Origin of the sequence: Streptomyces sp. NPDC028635 (genome assembly GCF_040637635.1) — a bacterium.
Lineage (GTDB): Bacteria > Actinomycetota > Actinomycetes > Streptomycetales > Streptomycetaceae > Streptomyces.
The window spans coordinates 16,204-31,300 of record NZ_JBEZWX010000034.1 but is presented as its reverse complement, the minus strand read 5'-3'; the positions used below and the strand labels follow the sequence as shown (position 1 = coordinate 31,300).

Genomic DNA, 15,097 nt, shown 5'->3' with positions numbered 1-15,097 from the left:
GCGCTCGGGTACGGCAGCGGCGCGGTCGTCGTCGGGGCCGGTTGGGGGGCCGGCCGCGAGCGCCGTGCGGCGTGTGCGGGGACGTGAGGACGTGATCTCCGGGACGGGGGCCTACGGCATCGGTGTGTCCGGCGGTGGTGTCGGTGCGCCCGGCAGCCGTACCGTCGCCACCGTGCCGCCGCCCTGCGCGCGTCCCAGCGTCACCTGGCCGCCCGCCTGGCGCACCGTGCGCGCCACGATGGACAGGCCCAGGCCCGAGCCCGGCAGTGCGCGGGCCGACGGGGAGCGCCAGAAGCGGTCGAAGACGTGCGGGAGTTCGTCCTCCGCGATGCCGGGGCCGTGGTCGCGCACGGTCAGCACGCCGTCGGTCAGGCGCACCTCGACCGTGCCGGAGCCGGGGCTGAACTTCACCGCGTTGTCCAGGATGTTGACCACCGCCCGCTCCAGCGCGGCCGGTTCGGCACGGACGTACCAGGGCTCGAGATCCGCGGTGATCGTCAGCTCCGGTCCGCGCAGGCGGGCGCGGCGCAGCGCCGACTCGACGGTGTCCTCCAGGGAGACGACCTGGATGCGCTCGCCGCGCTGGTTGTCGGCGCGGGAGAGTTCCTGGAGGTCGCCGATGAGCGAGGCCAGCTCCGTCATCTGCGCCTTCACCGACGCGAGCAGCGCCTTGCGGTCCGCCTCGGGCAGCGGGCGGCCGGTCTCCTCGCTGCGGGAGAGCAGCTCGATGTTCGTGCGCAACGACGTCAGGGGCGTGCGCAGTTCGTGGCCGGCGTCGGCGATCAGCTGCTGCTGGAGGTCGTGGGAGCTGGCCAGGGCGGAGGTCATGGAGTTGAAGGAGCGGGACAGCCGGGCGATCTCGTCGTCGCTGTCGTCCTCCACGGGGATGCGGACGGTGAGGTCCTCGGTGCGCGCGACGTGTTCGACGGCCTCGGTGAGCTTGTCCACGGGCCGCAGACCGGTCCGGGCGACGGCGAGGCCGGCCGCGCCCGCGCCGAGCACGCCGACGCCGGAGACGAGGAGAAGGATCCAGGCCAGCGAGGACAGGGGCCGGGTGACCTCCGAGAGGGGCTTGGCGATGGACACGGCGATACCGGTCTGCACCTGGCCGGTGGCGCGTTCGACGACCGGGAGGGTGTACACGCGCATCGGCGTGCCATCCGTGGTCCCTGAGGTGTGCAGCGAGTTGCGCCGCAGGCCGTCCGCCACGGCCACGTCGGAGGATTCGACACGCACGGTGTCGTTGGCCGGGTTGAGGCAGGTCGAGCCGTCCGAGTAGAGGATCGTGACGATGGGGGAGTTGGGGGGCTGCGGGATCTTCTGCGGCTCGGCCAGCTGGCAGTTGCGCAGCATGCTCTGCAGCAGCCCGCTCTGCACCTGCTCGCTGCGCAGCTCCTGGTCCAGCTGGTCGTAGAGCTGACCGCGCACCAGGAACCAGCACGACAACGACACCGCCGCCACCGCGAACGCCACCGCCGCCGCCACCAGCAGGGACAGCCGCGTCCTGATCGGCAGCGTGCGGAAACGGCGCAGTGGGCCGCTCACTCCGCGCCGCCCTGCCGCAGGACGTAGCCGACGCCGCGCACGGTGTGGACGAGCCGGGGCTCGCCGCCGGCCTCCGTCTTGCGGCGCAGGTACATGACGTACACGTCGAGGGAGTTCGACGACGGCTCGAAGTCGAAGCCCCACACCGCTTTCAGGATCTGCTCACGGGTGAGCACCTGGCGCGGGTGTGCCATGAACATTTCCAGCAGGGTGAACTCCGTGCGGGTCAGCTCCACGGCCCGCCCGCCCCGCGTGACCTCGCGCGTGGCGAGGTCCATGCGCAGGTCGGCGAAGGTGAGCGCGTCCTCGTCGGCCGGGTCACCCGCGCCCACGGCCGCCGCGTAGGAGCTGCGGCGCAGCAGGGCGCGGATGCGGGCGAACAGCTCGTCCAGCTCGAAGGGCTTGACCAGGTAGTCGTCGGCGCCCGCGTCGAGCCCGGTGACCCGGTCGCCGACCGTGTCGCGGGCCGTCAGCATCAGGATCGGCGTGGTGTCGCCGGTGCCGCGGATACGGCGGGCGGCGGTCAGGCCGTCCATGCGGGGCATCTGAATGTCCAGGACGATCAGGTCGGGCCGGTAGGCGGTGGCCTTCTGCAGGGCGTCCGCGCCGTCGACGGCGACCTCGGTGCCGTATCCCTCGAAGGCGAGGCTGCGCTGGAGTGCTTCGCGCACCGCCGGTTCGTCGTCGACGATCAGGATGCGCTGGGGGTCACGGTCGCCGTCGGCGGGGCTCATCGGTCGCGGTGTCCTCGGGTGCGGTGGGTCGGGTTTCCCGGCGGTATCAGCCTCGCATGCCGGCGGCGTGCCGGGACACGACACCGCTCAGCAGGTCACCGCCGTCAGCCGGCGCAGCGGAACCTTGTGGCGGTGCGGCCGGTCGGCGCCGGTGCGCAGGCCCATCAGATGGGGGACGGCGATCTCGGGCGCGGGCGCCTTCGGGGCGGCCGGTGCGGCGGGAGCCGCCGGGGGTGTGAGCGCGTCGCTCAGGCGTACGGCCAGGGCGGGGTCGGCCGGGCCGACGAGGGAGGCGGTGGGGGAGGCGTGCTGGATCATGTCGTACTCCCTGTGCTCAGGGAACGGGCGCGGTGGTTCAGTCGTTCGCGCCCGCCCGCAGCTTGGCCAGGTCGGCCTTGACGGTGTTGACGGGGATGGCGAAGCCCAGGCCGACGCTGCCCGCGTCCGAGGACGAGGAGGACGAGCCGGCCGCGGAGAACATCGCGGAGTTGATGCCCACGATGTTCCCGTTCATGTCGATCAGGGCGCCCCCGGAGTTGCCGGGGTTGAGGGAGGCGTCCGTCTGGATCGCCTTGTACGTCGTCGTGGAGGAGCCGGTGTCGCCGTTGAACTGCCGGCCGCCGAACTCGAACGGCCAGCCGCCGTCGGGCTGCTGCTGCCCCTCCTCGGTGGGCACCGTCACGTCACGGTTGAGGGCGGAGACGATGCCGCTGGTCACCGTGCCGGTCAGGCCCTCGGGCGAGCCGATCGCCACGACGGTGTCACCGACCTGGACCCGGGAGGAGTCGCCGAGGGAGGCGGCCTTCAGCCCGGCCGCGCCCTGCAGCTTGATCAGCGCGAGGTCCTTCTTGCTGTCGGTGCCGACGACCTGCGCGGCGTACTGCTTGCCGTCGCTGGTGCGCACCTTGATCGAGGAGGCGCCGGAGATGACGTGGTTGTTGGTGACGATCTCGCCGTTCGACGTGATGATCACACCGGAACCGGTGGACCGCCCGGCGTTCGAGGTCGCGTTGATCTCGACGATGCTCGGGCTGACGGCCGAGGCGATGGCCGCGATGTCGCCCCGCTTGCTCGACGGCACCACGTTCGTGGCGGTGGAGCTCGCGGTGGTGTCCTTGCCGGTCAGCTCCTGGACGCCGTACGCCGTGGCGCCGCCGACGGCCGCCGCGACGATCGCGACGGCGGCGAGCAGCGCGACCGGTCCCCGACGGCGCCGCCGGGGGGCCGGGGCGGGCCCCGCCGCGGCGTGACCGTAGGGAGGCATCGGGGGGACCGTGCCGCCCACGCCACCCGGGGCGCCCGGGGCACCCGGCGCGGCCGCCGTACCGGTCGTACCCGCGGCGCCGGCCGTACCCGCGGCACCCGCCGTACCCGCGGCACCCGCCGTACCCTCCGTGCCCGGCGTCACCGTCGGCCGGTAGGGCGGCGGAGGCGGCCACTCCGGGTTCACGGCGGAGGGAGCATGCGGCTGGGCATGGGGCTCAGTCTGCTGGTGAGCGCCCTCGTGGGGGCGGTGAGCGTCCTCGTAGGGGCTCGGGTGAGCGCCCTGCTGGGGGCCCTGGTGAGCGCCCCCGTAGGGGTTCTCGTACTCGCCGTCGCGGCGGATGCTCTCGGTCATGTCATACAGAGTTCCGCGGGATCATGAGAGCTTTCTGAGGGCTGTCTGAGAAGCCCGGCAGAACCTCGTATGCCCGATATAAAGCCGCCCCATGCGGTGTGCGAGGGGCTCTCAGACGCGTCTCATGCGCAGCCGCACGACGTGCGCACCACCAGGCGGGACGGGAACACCTTCAGCCGTTCCCGGCGTGAGCCGGCCACCCGCAGCCCGTCGTCCAGGACCAGGTCGACGGCCGCGCGGGCCATCGCCGAGCGGTCCGAGGCGATCGTGGTCAGCGGCGGGTCCGCCAGCGCCGCCTCCTTGATGTCGTCGAAGCCGGCCACGGCCAGCTCGCCGGGCACGTCGATGCGCAGCTCGCGCGCCGCCCGCAGCAGACCGATCGCCTGGTCGTCGGTGGAGCAGAAGATCGCCGGCGGACGGTCGGGTCCGGAGAGGATCTCCAGGGCGACGCGGTAGGCGTCGTAGCGGTTGTACGGCGCCTCGAACAGGCGCCCCTCGGTCGGCAGACCGGCGTCGGCCATGGCCCGGCGCCAGCCCTCGACGTGGTCGGAGACCGGGTCGCCGACGGCCGGGGTGTCGGCGGTGCCGCCCATACAGGCGACGTACTCGTAGCCGTGCTCCAGCAGGTGGCGGACGGCGAGCTGGGCGCCGCCGAGGTCGTCGGTGGTGACGGCGACGTCGTCGATGGCCTCGGGGCGTTCGTGCATCAGCACCACGCGCGCGTCCCAGGCCTCGATCTCCGCGGCGGCCAGGTCGTTCAGCGCGTGGCTGACGAGGATCAGCCCGGAGACCCGCATACCGAGGAACGCGCGCAGATAGTGCACCTCGCGTTCCCCGACGTAGTCGGTGTTGCCGACCAGGACCATCTTCCCGCGCTCGGCGGCGGCCCACTCGACCGCGTGCGCCATCTCGCCGAAGAAGGGCTGGCGGGCGTCGGGGATGATCAGGCCTATGAGGTCCGTACGGCGGGACGCCATGGCCTGGGCGACCCGGTCGGGCCGGTACCCCAGTTCCTTGATCGCGGCGAGGACACGCTCGCGCGTGGCCGGGGCGACCGGCCGGGGTCCGTTGTTGATGACGTAGCTGACGACGGCAGTGGAAGTGCCTGCCAGTCGTGCGACGTCGTCCCGAGTCACCTTGGCCACGCGCGGAGTCTACGCGGAGAGACCCGCTCTGGGCAGGGCGTATCGAGGCGTGGATGTGCGACCGCAACGCCCTGCCGGCCGGGACCGTGCCGCCCCGGGGAGTTCTGTCAGGCGTCCGCGGAGACCTCTGCGGCCCGCACGGAGGCCCCGCTGTCCGGCTTGCCCGCGTTTGCCTGCCCGGCTTTCGCCTTGGCCTCCTCTGCGGCGCGCTCGACCTTCTCGGGCGTAACGAATCGATAACCCACGTTCCGGACGGTGCCGATCAGCGACTCGTGCTCGGGGCCGAGCTTGGCGCGCAGCCGCCGTACGTGGACGTCGACCGTGCGGGTGCCGCCGAAGTAGTCGTAGCCCCAGACCTCCTGCAGCAGCTGGGCGCGGGTGAAGACCCGGCCCGGGTGCTGCGCGAGATATTTGAGCAGCTCGAACTCCTTGAAGGTCAGGTCCAGGACCCGGCCCTTGAGCTTGGCGCTGTACGTCGCCTCGTCCACCGAGAGATCACCGTTGCGGATCTCCATCGGGGAGTCGTCGCCCGCGATCTGCTGCCGGCCCATGGCCAGCCGCAGCCGCGCCTCCACCTCGGCCGGGCCCGCGGTGTCGAGCAGGACGTCGTCGACGCCCCAGTCCGCGGTCACCGCCGCGAGGCCGCCCTCGGTCACCACCAGGATCAGCGGACAGCCGGGGCCGGTGGAGCGCAGCAGCTGGCACAGGCTGCGCACCTGCGGCAGATCGCGCCGCCCGTCCACCAGGATCACGTCGGCGCCCGGGGTGTCCACCAGGGCCGGTCCCTCCGCCGGAGCCACCCGCACGTTGTGCAGCAGCAGGCCGAGCGCGGGCAGCACCTCCGTCGACGGCTGGAGGGCGTTCGTCAGCAGCAGCAGAGCGCTCATGCCTCACCTGCCCGGGTCGTCATCTCGTCGTGCACGGTTCGCTCGCCCATAACGTCTGGTTCCTCCTCGGTCCCTGCGAGGACGTTTACGTGCTCGTACGGTGCGGCTCCCCGCGCCCTCGGGAGGTCCGCCGGCGGCCCCGAGGGGCCACCCATGCGATCGACGGCCCGTACACCTGCGGTTTCCCGCATTCACCTGCGGTTCGCCACTTCGTATACAACGCTTCCGAAAGCACAAAAGGACCCGGGGGCTGCGCTGCCCGGATCCTCTGCGCAGCAGAATAGCCCACATGAGCATCGGTCCGGCAGGTGATGTGGCGCGTTCCACCGTACGTCCGGAATGTGAGACGGGCTCGCGGGCGCCCACGCGCACGCTGCTGCGTACGTCCGACGGGGTGACGATCGACGCGCTGTACGAGCCCGGGACCGGCGTGTCCGACACCTCGGCGCCGCCCTCGGGACGCCCGGTGTTCGTCGTGGCGCACGGCTTCACGGGGGAGGTGGACCGGCCGCACGTGCGCCGGGTGGCGCGCGCCCTCGCGCACCGCGGGGCCGTCGTCACCTTCTCCTTCCGGGGGCACGGGCGCTCGGGCGGCCGTTCGACCGTCGGCGACCGGGAGGTGCTGGACCTCGAGGCCGCGGTCCGCTGGGCGCGGGAGCTCGGGCACACGCGCGTGGTCACCGTCGGCTTCTCCATGGGCGGCTCGGTGGTGCTGCGGCACGCGGCGCTGCACGGTGGCACGGACGCCGTCGTCTCCGTCAGCGCGCCGGCCCGCTGGTACTACCGGGGCACCGCGCCGATGCGGCGGCTGCACTGGCTGGTGACGCGGCCGGCGGGGCGGCTGGTGGGCCGCTACGGGCTGCGCACCCGCATCCACCACCGGGACTGGGACCCGGTGCCGCTCTCCCCGGTCGAAGCGGTGCCGCGGATCGCGCCGACACCGCTGCTGATCGTGCACGGCGACCGGGACGGCTACTTCCCGGTCGACCATCCCCGGATGCTCGCGGCGGCCGCCGGTGAGCACAGCGAACTCTGGCTGGAGTCCGGGATGGGCCACGCCGAGAACGCGGCCGCCGACGAGCTGCTGGAGCGCATCGCGCGCTGGGCGCTCGCCCGGGCGGGCTAGCCTGGCGGGGTTCACCGCCGTAGAGGATCCGCAGAGGACTTGAGGGACGAGATGGCAAAGGTCACGGTGCGCTACTGGGCCGCCGCCAAGGCCGCGGCCGAGGTCGCCGAGGAGCCGTACGACGCGACCACGCTGGCCGAGGCGCTCGACGCGGTGCGCGAGCGGCACCCGGGCGAACTCACGCGCGTGCTCCAGCGCTGTTCGTTCCTCATCGACGGCGACCCCGTCGGCACGCGCGCGCACGAGACGGTACGGCTGACCGAGGGCGGCACGGTCGAGGTGCTCCCGCCGTTCGCAGGAGGATGAGCACGCCGATGAGCAATCAGCCGTACGAGGGATACGACGACCGGTACCGGCAGGCACCGCAGCAGCCGCAGCAGCAGGGCTGGCCGGGGCCGGAGCAGTACCAGCAGCCCTACGACGACTCCCAGCAGTACACCCAGCAGTGGCAGGGCCAGACCTGGGAGACCCAGCTCCAGCCCCCGGTCGCCCCGGCGCCGGACCAGACGGCGTACCTGCCGCAGCAGGGACAGCAGCAGCACTACGGCGGCCCCGGCGGCGCGTACGACGCCGGGGCCGGCGGGCAGGCGTACGACGCCGGGCAGAGGTACGACGCGGGACAGACGTACGACGCGGGGCAGACGTACGACGCGGGGCAGACGTACGGCACCGCGCAGCCGTACGACGCCGGGCAGGGTTCCGGAGCCGGACCGGAGTACGGCACCGGACAGGGACAGGGTCACGACGCCGGGCAGGCGTACGCCGGATACGCGCAGCCGGCGGCCGAGCCGTACGCGGCGCCGCAGGCCCAGCCGCAGCCGCAGCCCCACGCTCAGCCGCAGCCGCAGCCCCACGCTCAGCCGCAGCCGCAGCCGCAGCCGCAGCCGCAGCCGCAGGCCCAGCCGGTCGCCACCGTCTCCGAGGAGCCGGTGTCCGCTTCCGCTTCCGCTTCCGGTGGGCCGGCCTACGGACCGGCCACCCTGGCCGGGAACGCGCGCATCACCGACGCCCAGCGGGCCCGTCTCGAGGGACGGTCGCCGATCATCGACCCCGGCATGCAGCCGGCGGCGCTCACCGCCCTGCTCGGGCTGCTGCTCGCGGTGGCGGCGCCGATCGGGTCGTACGCCCTGCTCGTGCCGCTCATCGCCCTCCAGGCGGTCACGGCGGCGGGCTGGTTCCGGCTGAACGGCATGTGGCCCGCACGGCAGGGCATCGCGCTCGCCTTCCTGGGCGCGCTGGCCGCCGACGCCGCCGTCCTCGCGGCCGGACGTGAGCACGGGCCCGCCGCGATCCTGGGCACGCTCGGCGTGTGGGTCCTGCTCTCCCTGGTCCTGCAACTGCGCTCGCACGCGGACCCGGACGAGCGGATGTACGGCCTGATGGCGACCGTCGCCTCGGCCGCGCTCGCGATCATGGCCGGGGGACACCTGGCGGCCGACGCCGACGCGGTGTCGGTGGGCGCCGTGTCCGTCGCGGTGGCCGTCCTGGCCCGCGCGCTGCCGCTGCCCACGCCGGTGTCGGTGGGCGTCGCGCTGCTGGGCGCGGCCGGTGCGGGGATCGCGGTGGGCGGGATGACCGGCATGGGCGCGAGCGGCGCCCTGCTCGGCGCGTCGGCGGCGGCCTGCGCCCTGATCGGCCACCGCGTCGCCGCCTACGACTACCCCTCCCGCTTCGTCCACTTCACAGCGGGCGTGGCCCTCCCCCTGACGGCAGCGGCCCCGGCGGTATACATCCTGGGCCGCGCCCTGAGCTGACCGGGCCCTGGCCCCGGCCCGGCTGCGGGCTGGGCTGGGCCGGGGGCGTGCCAGAAACCGGTCCGGGGCCGGACCGGTCCCTCCTCCCGCGCCCCGGCCTTCGGGCCCCCGCCCCCGCGCGCGGGCCCAAGCCCTGGCCCGTGCCCCCGCCCCGGCCGCCCGGGCCGTGGTCCCGCACCCGCCCCCCGGCTCAAGCCCTGGCCCAACGCCCCGGCCCCCGCTTTGACTTCCGCCCCCGCGCCCGGGGTGGCCCAAGCCCCGACCCGGCTCCGACCTTCGCTCCCGGCCTTCACGCCCCGGCCCACGCCCCAAGCCCACCCCCGAGCCCGGGCCCGGGCCCCCGTCCCCGGCCCCACCCCCCACCGCCCCCTGTCACAGCTGGTCGACAATCCTCCGGCCCTATGGGCGGCCGGAGTTACCGTTGGGTTCGGTCGGTCGTCGAGGTGGGGGAGTCTTCGGATGTCGCGCGGGGTGCGCATACTGCTGATCGTCGTCGTGGTGCTCGGTGCGCTGTTCGTGGTCGCGGACCGGGTCGCCGTGCACTTCGCGGAGAGCGAGGCGGCGGACCGGGTGCGCAACGCCGAGGGACTGGCGAAGACGCCCGACGTGTCCATCAACGGTTTTCCGTTCCTCACCCAGGTCGCCGGCGGTGAGCTGGACGACGTCGAGGTGGGGATCGACAGCTACCAGGCCGCCACCGGCAAGGCCGGCCGGACGATCCGGATCGAGGATCTGAAGGCGCACATGAAGGGCGTCTCGTTCTCCGGCGACTTCAGCTCCGCCACCGCCGCCCACGCGACCGGCACCGCGACGATCCCCTACGCCGAGCTGATGAAGACCGTCAAGTCCGAGCCGACCGAGGTGGCCCCCGGCATCACCGCCCGGGTCGTCGGCCTCTCCGACGGCGGCAACGGGAAGATCAAGGTCGCCGTGGAGGGCCGTGTCCCCGCCTTCGGGATCAAGCGGACCGTGTCCGTGCTCAGCTCCGTGGCCGTGGTGAACGGCCGGATCGAGGTCCGCGCGGACTCCCTGCCCAAGCTGGCCGCCGCCGCGGTCGCCGAGAACCGCCTGCGCGCGATCACCGACTTCCAGCAGGTCATCGACCAGTTGCCGGGCGACATCGCCGTCGACTCGGTGCGCGCCGCGTCGAACGGTGTGGAGATCGGCGTGAAGGGTTCCGACGTCAAGCTGGCCGGGTAGGAGACCCCCGTCGCCGGCCCGCTCACCCGGACGCGCGTCCGAAGCGTGAGACATGCCTGTCCACCCGGCAGGGTCCACATGGCGCGTGCCGTGCCGGAGGCGGTGCGGCGACTGCCTCGTCCCCCTTCAAATCCCGCAATGCGGACGATCGCGTCTCAGAATACGACACGACGGTGACATGCCCGCCTGTCCGTCCCTACGATCGACGCATGAAGCGACAGGCGGATCTCACGAAGCGGCGGGCAGTGGACCTGTGCCGCGTTGCCGCCATGCTCTGTCGCACCTTCTGAGCGGACGGCCCGCGCGGCCTCCGCATCCCTCACCGCCCAGCCCTGGGCACCCGTGCGCCGCCACCTCGGCCTGCGCACCCCCTGATCTGTCGCACCCCCCGCCGTACCTGCCCCGGAGGAGAGAAGCATGAGCCGCAGCGACGTCCTGGTAGACGCCGACTGGGTCGAGCAGCACCTGGACGACCCCAAGGTCGTCATCGTCGAGGTCGACGAGGACACCACGGCGTACGAGAAGAACCACATCAAGAACGCCATCCGCATCGACTGGAAGCAGGACCTGCAGGACCCGGTCCGCCGCGACTTCGTCAACCAGGAGCAGTTCGAGCAGCTGCTGTCCGAGCGCGGTATCGCCAACGACGACACCGTCGTCCTCTACGGCGGCAACAACAACTGGTTCGCGTCGTACGCCTACTGGTACTTCAAGCTCTACGGCCACCAGGACGTCAAGCTCCTGGACGGCGGCCGCAAGAAGTGGGAGCTGGACGCCCGCGAGCTGGTCGCCGGCGACGAGATCCCCGAGCGCGCCAAGACCGAGTACAAGGCCAAGGCCCAGGACGCCTCGATCCGCGCCTTCCGTGACGAGGTCGTCGCCGCCATCGGCACCCAGAACCTGGTCGACGTCCGCTCGCCCGACGAGTTCTCCGGCAAGCTGCTCGCCCCCGCGCACCTGCCGCAGGAGCAGTCGCAGCGTCCGGGCCACGTCCCGTCCGCGAAGAACATCCCGTGGTCGAAGTCGGCCAACGACGACGGCACCTTCAAGTCCGACGCGGAGCTGAAGGAGCTGTACGAGGCCGAGGGCGTGGACCTCGCCAAGGACACCATCGCCTACTGCCGTATCGGTGAGCGCTCCGCGCACACCTGGTTCGTCCTGCACGAGCTGCTGGGCCAGGAGAACGTCAAGAACTACGACGGTTCCTGGACCGAGTACGGCTCCCTCGTGGGCGTGCCGATCGAGCTCGGCGCCGGCAAGTAACCCCTCAACCCGACCGGCCTTCCGGTCAGACCCCTCAGGAGACAGACATGTGCGGAGCGAAGGCCGGCGGCCCGGACGCCTCGACGATCAAGCCCGGCGAGACCACGATCCAGGGCCAGGTGACCCGCGACGGCGAGCCGGTGGTGGGCTACGTGCGCCTGCTCGACTCGACCGGTGAGTTCACCGCGGAGGTCCCGACCTCCGCCACCGGACAGTTCCGTTTCTACGCGGCCGAAGGCACCTGGACCCTCCGCGCTCTCGTGCCCGGTGGCAGCGCCGACCGCACGGTCGTCGCCCAGCAGGGCGGGCTGGCCGAGGTCGCCATCGCCGTCTGACGTACCCCGTCAGTGGCTGAAGGGCCGCACCCCCCGGGTTGGACGCCTGGGGTGCGGCCCTTCTGCGTGCCCGGATGTCGTCCGGATTCACCTGCCCGGTTCGCGCGCCCTGATCGGCGTGTCCGGATCCACGGGTCCCGGATCTACGCTGGAGGCATGTACGCACGGCGACGTCACGTGTACTTCGCCATGATGGGAACCTGCCTGTTCCTTTTCGTCATGGCCTGGGGCTTCGTGCGCCTGTGGTCGGTGCCGGCGGCGGTGGGCATGTGCGTGTTCGCCATGGTCATCCCACCGGTCGCCGCGATGGTCGCCAACCGCCGCGGCCCCGAGGACCGCTGGTGGGACGACCCCTCCGGCGACCCCAGGTCCGACGAGTGGTGGGACGAGCTGGACGGCAAGAAACGCCCGCGCCAGGACAGGCCCTAGGCCGGGCTCCGGGCGGCGCCGGCGGTCGTCAGTAGACGAGCGCCTGCGTCTCCTCGCCCAGCGCCTCCTGCACGAACACCTGCGCGCCCGCGATCCGTACGCCCTCGATGACGTCCTTCTCCGTGATGTCCCGCCGGGCCGCGCACTGCGTGCACAGGGTCAGCTTGCCGGCCGCCAGGATCGAGTCGATCAGGTCCGGCAGCGGAGCCGCGTGCGGCAGCTCGAACTCGGCGGCCCGCCCCGGCAGCGCGAACCAGGCCGACTCACCGGTCAGCCACACCGACACCTCCACCCCGCTGGCCACGGCCACCGCCGCGACGGTGAACGCCTGTGAGCAGCGCTCCGGGGCGTCGGCCCCCGCCGTCACCTTGATCACGAGCTTCTTCGCCATGCCCGAATCGTAATCAACGGCCCTACAACTGCTTGGCATGACCATGAGTCTCCTGGGAGGCGCGGATGCGGAAGCCGCGCTTCACGTTCTTTGGGGGGACGTAGTGGAAGAAACGGAAGTTCCAGATCCAGCGGAGAGACCGGTCGCGCGGCGCCGACGCGGGCGCACCGCGCTCCTCGTCGCCGGTGCCGTGGTGCTCGGCCTGGTCGCCGGCACCTGCGTCGGTTACGTCATCCAGGCCGACCGCGAGCCGACGGCGCTGCCGTCGCTGTCCCAGCCGGTGCTGCGCCAGGCGACCGGCCCGGCACCCGCGCCGCTGTCCGCCGCGCAGGACCGCAAGGTGAAGACCGACGGCGACCTGCGCAAGCTGCTGCTGGAGAAGCCGGCCGGGGCCGAGCAGCACGATTGGTCGCAGTCCCAGGACGGCTGGCAGGGCCTCGGACAGTACGCCGAGTTCTTCGACGAGCCGGGCGACGCGTTCGGCCGCATGGCCACCGACGAGTTCCGGCGGGCCGCCGTGACCAGCTGGCGGGACGGTTCCGGCTACGTCGTCGACATCCGGCTCGTCCAGTTCCGCCAGGAGGAGTCGGTGGGCGCCGAACGCTCCACCGACGGCGCGCTCTACTGGGCGGAGCAGAAGGCCGACAGCGAGGGCTGGCCGCTGCCGGGCACCGACCTGGGCAGGGCGTACGTCTACCACCACCCCGACGGCGGTGCATACGCCGCGGAGGCGCGCGCCTGGCGTGGCGACATCGCCGTGGAGATCTGGGTGCACGGCACCAAGCCCGTTTCCAAGTCGAAGATCATGGAACTGGCCAAGCGGCAGCTGGAGCGGCTGTGACTGAGGAAATACCCGGGGCGCAGGCGATTCCTGCCCCCACCCCCACCTCAGACCCAGGGGAGAAGAGGCGCCGCGGCCGTCTCGCCGTCGTCGCCGGCTCGCTGGTTCTGGCCGGCGCGCTCGTGTCCGGCGTGTGCTGGACCGTCATGACCGTGCGCGGCGCCAACCGGCAGGCGGGTGCGGCCGTATGGGAGTTCCCCGAGAAGACACCCGAGGCGAAGGTCGCCGCCCCGGCGCAGCAGGGCCTCGCGGGCCTCCTCGTCCCCTATGGGAGCGGCACCTGGTCCCGCGGCCCCGACATCGGCCAGTACGGCGCCGACGCACAGCTCAGCGGCGCCCAGGCGACGGCGCTGCGCAAGGAGTCCCTGCGGGGGCTGCCCCGTTCCCAGCGCCGAAGGCTGGAGGAGCAGATCGACAAGCAGCGCCTCCAGGGCATGGTGATGCGCAGCTACGTCGATGTGGGCACGGCGGAGGCCGACATGGAGGGTGTCGCGTCGGTGCAGATCCAACTGGCCCGGATGGGCAACGCGGCCGACGTACGGAACATCGCCAGGTTCCAGGGCGCCTTTTTGGAGGCCCTCGACGTCTACCGGGCGGGACCGGCCGTCAAGGGACACAAGAACGCCAAGTGCTTCCTCACCCCGAAGGACACCGACGAGGAACTCGAGGGCATGTTCTGCTCGGCCTACGCCGGTGACGTGCTGGTCACCGTCGTGGCGGAGGGCGCGAAACCGCTGGAAGGCAAGAAGGTCGCGGCGCTGCTGGGCGACCAGCTCGACCGCATCGCCGGGCAGGGAGAGGCCGTATGACCGAGCAGTGCGAGCTGACGGAACAGCCTCAGGCCGGTGAAGAGATGGCGGAGGTGGCCGGTGAAGAGACGGCACAGGTGGACGCCTCCGCCGCTTCCTCCGTTGTCCCGCCCCGTGACCGGCGCGTCCTGCGGGCGGTTCTGTGCTGGACCGCCGCCGTCGTCGTGTGCGCAGCCGTCGGGACGGCCACGGCAGCGGGCATCACCCGGATGGAGCGCACCGAGCTGCCCGGCCTGGCAACCGCGTCCGACGGTCGCTGGGACTACCCCGAGCTGATCAGGCCGCCGCTCCCTGCCGGGAAGCCCGGTCCGCTCGCCGGGGGGAACAAGGCCGGCTCCCACTTCGCCGACCTGCGCGCCCTGCTGCTGCCCGCGCCGGCAGGCGCCACCGAGGACAGAGCACTGCGCGGCACGGACGGCTGGCTGCCGACGCCGGCGTTCCTCGGGGAATTCGAGGCGCCCAAGAACAAGGACATCGGCGCCAAGCTCGCCGACCAGGGACTGCGGCACATCGCGGCACGTGGCTGGACCACTCCCGACGGCACGCGTACCCGCGTCTACCTGCTGCAGTTCAACACCGCCGAGGTCGTGGCCGCCCAGGCCTTCCCCGGCCTCGCCACGTCCAGTGGCCCGACGTACGCGCTGCGTGGGCCGTCCGCCTCCGTGTACGACGAAGACTTCCCGGTGGAGTCGGAGGTGAAGGGGGTCTCGCGGCAGGCGTACACCGAGACCCAGCCCTACGGTGCCGAGCAGGTGCGCCAGGCCTATCTGGCCGCCGGTGACGTCCTCGCCGTCGTGATCCAGTCCCGCAAGGGCGGCGCGGCCGCCGTGCCGTTCCAGCAGACGGTCGTCCTGCAGGGGCAGCTGCTGAGCTGACGGAGCCGGGTCGCCGGGCCGGCGGAGCCGTCCGCCGAGGCGGGCGCCGGCCCCCCGGAACCCGTGTGCGGCCCGGCCCGGTGCCCGTCAGGAGGTACCTCACAAGGAGGGCCCGGCCCCGGCCGCGTAAGCTGGGGCCCGGCCC

At 72.6% G+C, this 15,097-nt stretch carries 17 protein-coding genes; 10 read left to right on the top strand and 7 right to left on the bottom strand.

Annotated elements, in window-relative coordinates:
* Nucleotides 1–111: 111 nt before the first annotated feature.
* From AB0E88_RS28070 to AB0E88_RS28045, 6 genes are all read right to left on the bottom strand, one after another.
* Entirely contained in the window at nucleotides 112–1,545 is a 1,434-nt protein-coding gene (locus AB0E88_RS28070; protein WP_361636068.1) for a HAMP domain-containing sensor histidine kinase, read from the bottom strand.
* Entirely contained in the window at nucleotides 1,542–2,279 is a 738-nt protein-coding gene (locus AB0E88_RS28065) for a response regulator transcription factor (RefSeq protein WP_361636066.1), read from the bottom strand. Before AB0E88_RS28065 ends, AB0E88_RS28070 begins: the two co-directional genes overlap by 4 nt.
* An 87-nt stretch (nucleotides 2,280–2,366) precedes the next feature.
* Nucleotides 2,367–2,597 carry a hypothetical protein gene (locus AB0E88_RS28060; protein ID WP_361636064.1) on the bottom strand — a complete coding sequence of 77 codons (231 nt, stop codon included), beginning with the start codon at nucleotides 2,595–2,597 and terminating at the stop codon, nucleotides 2,367–2,369.
* Between the two features lie 37 nt (nucleotides 2,598–2,634).
* A complete protein-coding gene (locus tag AB0E88_RS28055; protein WP_361636061.1) occupies nucleotides 2,635–3,897 on the bottom strand; it encodes a trypsin-like peptidase domain-containing protein in 1,263 nt (420 codons plus the stop codon).
* 122 nt (nucleotides 3,898–4,019) lie between these two features.
* Nucleotides 4,020–5,042, bottom strand: coding sequence for a LacI family DNA-binding transcriptional regulator (locus AB0E88_RS28050; RefSeq protein ID WP_361636058.1), 1,023 nt, complete (start codon nucleotides 5,040–5,042; stop codon nucleotides 4,020–4,022).
* A gap of 107 nt (nucleotides 5,043–5,149) precedes the next feature.
* Entirely contained in the window at nucleotides 5,150–5,929 is a 780-nt protein-coding gene (locus AB0E88_RS28045) for a response regulator transcription factor (protein ID WP_361636055.1), read from the bottom strand.
* Between the two features lie 289 nt (nucleotides 5,930–6,218).
* Here AB0E88_RS28045 and AB0E88_RS28040 point away from each other — a divergent pair, with 289 nt between their 5' ends.
* The 7 genes from AB0E88_RS28040 to AB0E88_RS28010 all read left to right on the top strand — a co-directional run bounded on the left by AB0E88_RS28040 (nucleotide 6,219) and on the right by AB0E88_RS28010 (nucleotide 12,036).
* A complete protein-coding gene (locus AB0E88_RS28040; protein WP_361636052.1) occupies nucleotides 6,219–7,055 on the top strand; it encodes an alpha/beta fold hydrolase in 837 nt (278 codons plus the stop codon).
* Nucleotides 7,056–7,106: 51 nt separating this feature from the next.
* Nucleotides 7,107–7,361: a MoaD/ThiS family protein gene (locus AB0E88_RS28035; protein WP_361636049.1), complete on the top strand. Its 255-nt coding sequence runs from the start codon at nucleotides 7,107–7,109 to the stop codon at nucleotides 7,359–7,361.
* An 8-nt stretch (nucleotides 7,362–7,369) separates the two neighbouring features.
* Nucleotides 7,370–8,809 (top strand): hypothetical protein, encoded by a 1,440-nt coding sequence (locus tag AB0E88_RS28030; RefSeq protein WP_361636046.1) that lies wholly within the window; start codon nucleotides 7,370–7,372, stop codon nucleotides 8,807–8,809.
* Nucleotides 8,810–9,268: 459 nt separating this feature from the next.
* A complete protein-coding gene (locus AB0E88_RS28025; RefSeq protein WP_361636043.1) occupies nucleotides 9,269–10,009 on the top strand; it encodes a DUF2993 domain-containing protein in 741 nt (246 codons plus the stop codon).
* Between the two features lie 417 nt (nucleotides 10,010–10,426).
* Complete coding sequence (locus tag AB0E88_RS28020; protein WP_361636040.1) at nucleotides 10,427–11,272, top strand: sulfurtransferase; 846 nt, start codon at nucleotides 10,427–10,429, stop codon at nucleotides 11,270–11,272.
* A gap of 47 nt (nucleotides 11,273–11,319) precedes the next feature.
* Nucleotides 11,320–11,607 (top strand): DUF1416 domain-containing protein, encoded by a 288-nt coding sequence (locus AB0E88_RS28015; RefSeq protein ID WP_361636037.1) that lies wholly within the window; start codon nucleotides 11,320–11,322, stop codon nucleotides 11,605–11,607.
* 156 nt (nucleotides 11,608–11,763) lie between these two features.
* Complete coding sequence (locus tag AB0E88_RS28010) at nucleotides 11,764–12,036, top strand: DUF3099 domain-containing protein (protein WP_361636034.1); 273 nt, start codon at nucleotides 11,764–11,766, stop codon at nucleotides 12,034–12,036.
* A 28-nt stretch (nucleotides 12,037–12,064) separates the two neighbouring features.
* On the opposite strand, the gene AB0E88_RS28005 is transcribed toward AB0E88_RS28010, so the two are convergent.
* A complete protein-coding gene (locus AB0E88_RS28005) occupies nucleotides 12,065–12,427 on the bottom strand; it encodes a DsrE family protein (RefSeq protein ID WP_361636030.1) in 363 nt (120 codons plus the stop codon).
* A 103-nt stretch (nucleotides 12,428–12,530) separates the two neighbouring features.
* On the opposite strand from AB0E88_RS28005, the gene AB0E88_RS28000 reads away from it, so the two are divergent.
* From AB0E88_RS28000 to AB0E88_RS27990, 3 genes are read left to right on the top strand one after another with little or no spacing between them, the layout of a single operon-like run.
* The gene (locus tag AB0E88_RS28000) at nucleotides 12,531–13,268 is read left to right on the top strand and encodes a hypothetical protein (RefSeq protein WP_361636028.1); all 738 of its coding nucleotides are present in this window, start codon (nucleotides 12,531–12,533) and stop codon (nucleotides 13,266–13,268) included.
* A complete protein-coding gene (locus AB0E88_RS27995; RefSeq protein ID WP_361636025.1) occupies nucleotides 13,265–14,077 on the top strand; it encodes a hypothetical protein in 813 nt (270 codons plus the stop codon). The genes AB0E88_RS28000 and AB0E88_RS27995 overlap by 4 nt, the downstream gene beginning before the upstream one ends.
* Nucleotides 14,074–14,952 (top strand): hypothetical protein, encoded by an 879-nt coding sequence (locus AB0E88_RS27990; RefSeq protein WP_361636022.1) that lies wholly within the window; start codon nucleotides 14,074–14,076, stop codon nucleotides 14,950–14,952. The genes AB0E88_RS27995 and AB0E88_RS27990 overlap by 4 nt, the downstream gene beginning before the upstream one ends.
* Nucleotides 14,953–15,097 lie beyond the last annotated feature (145 nt).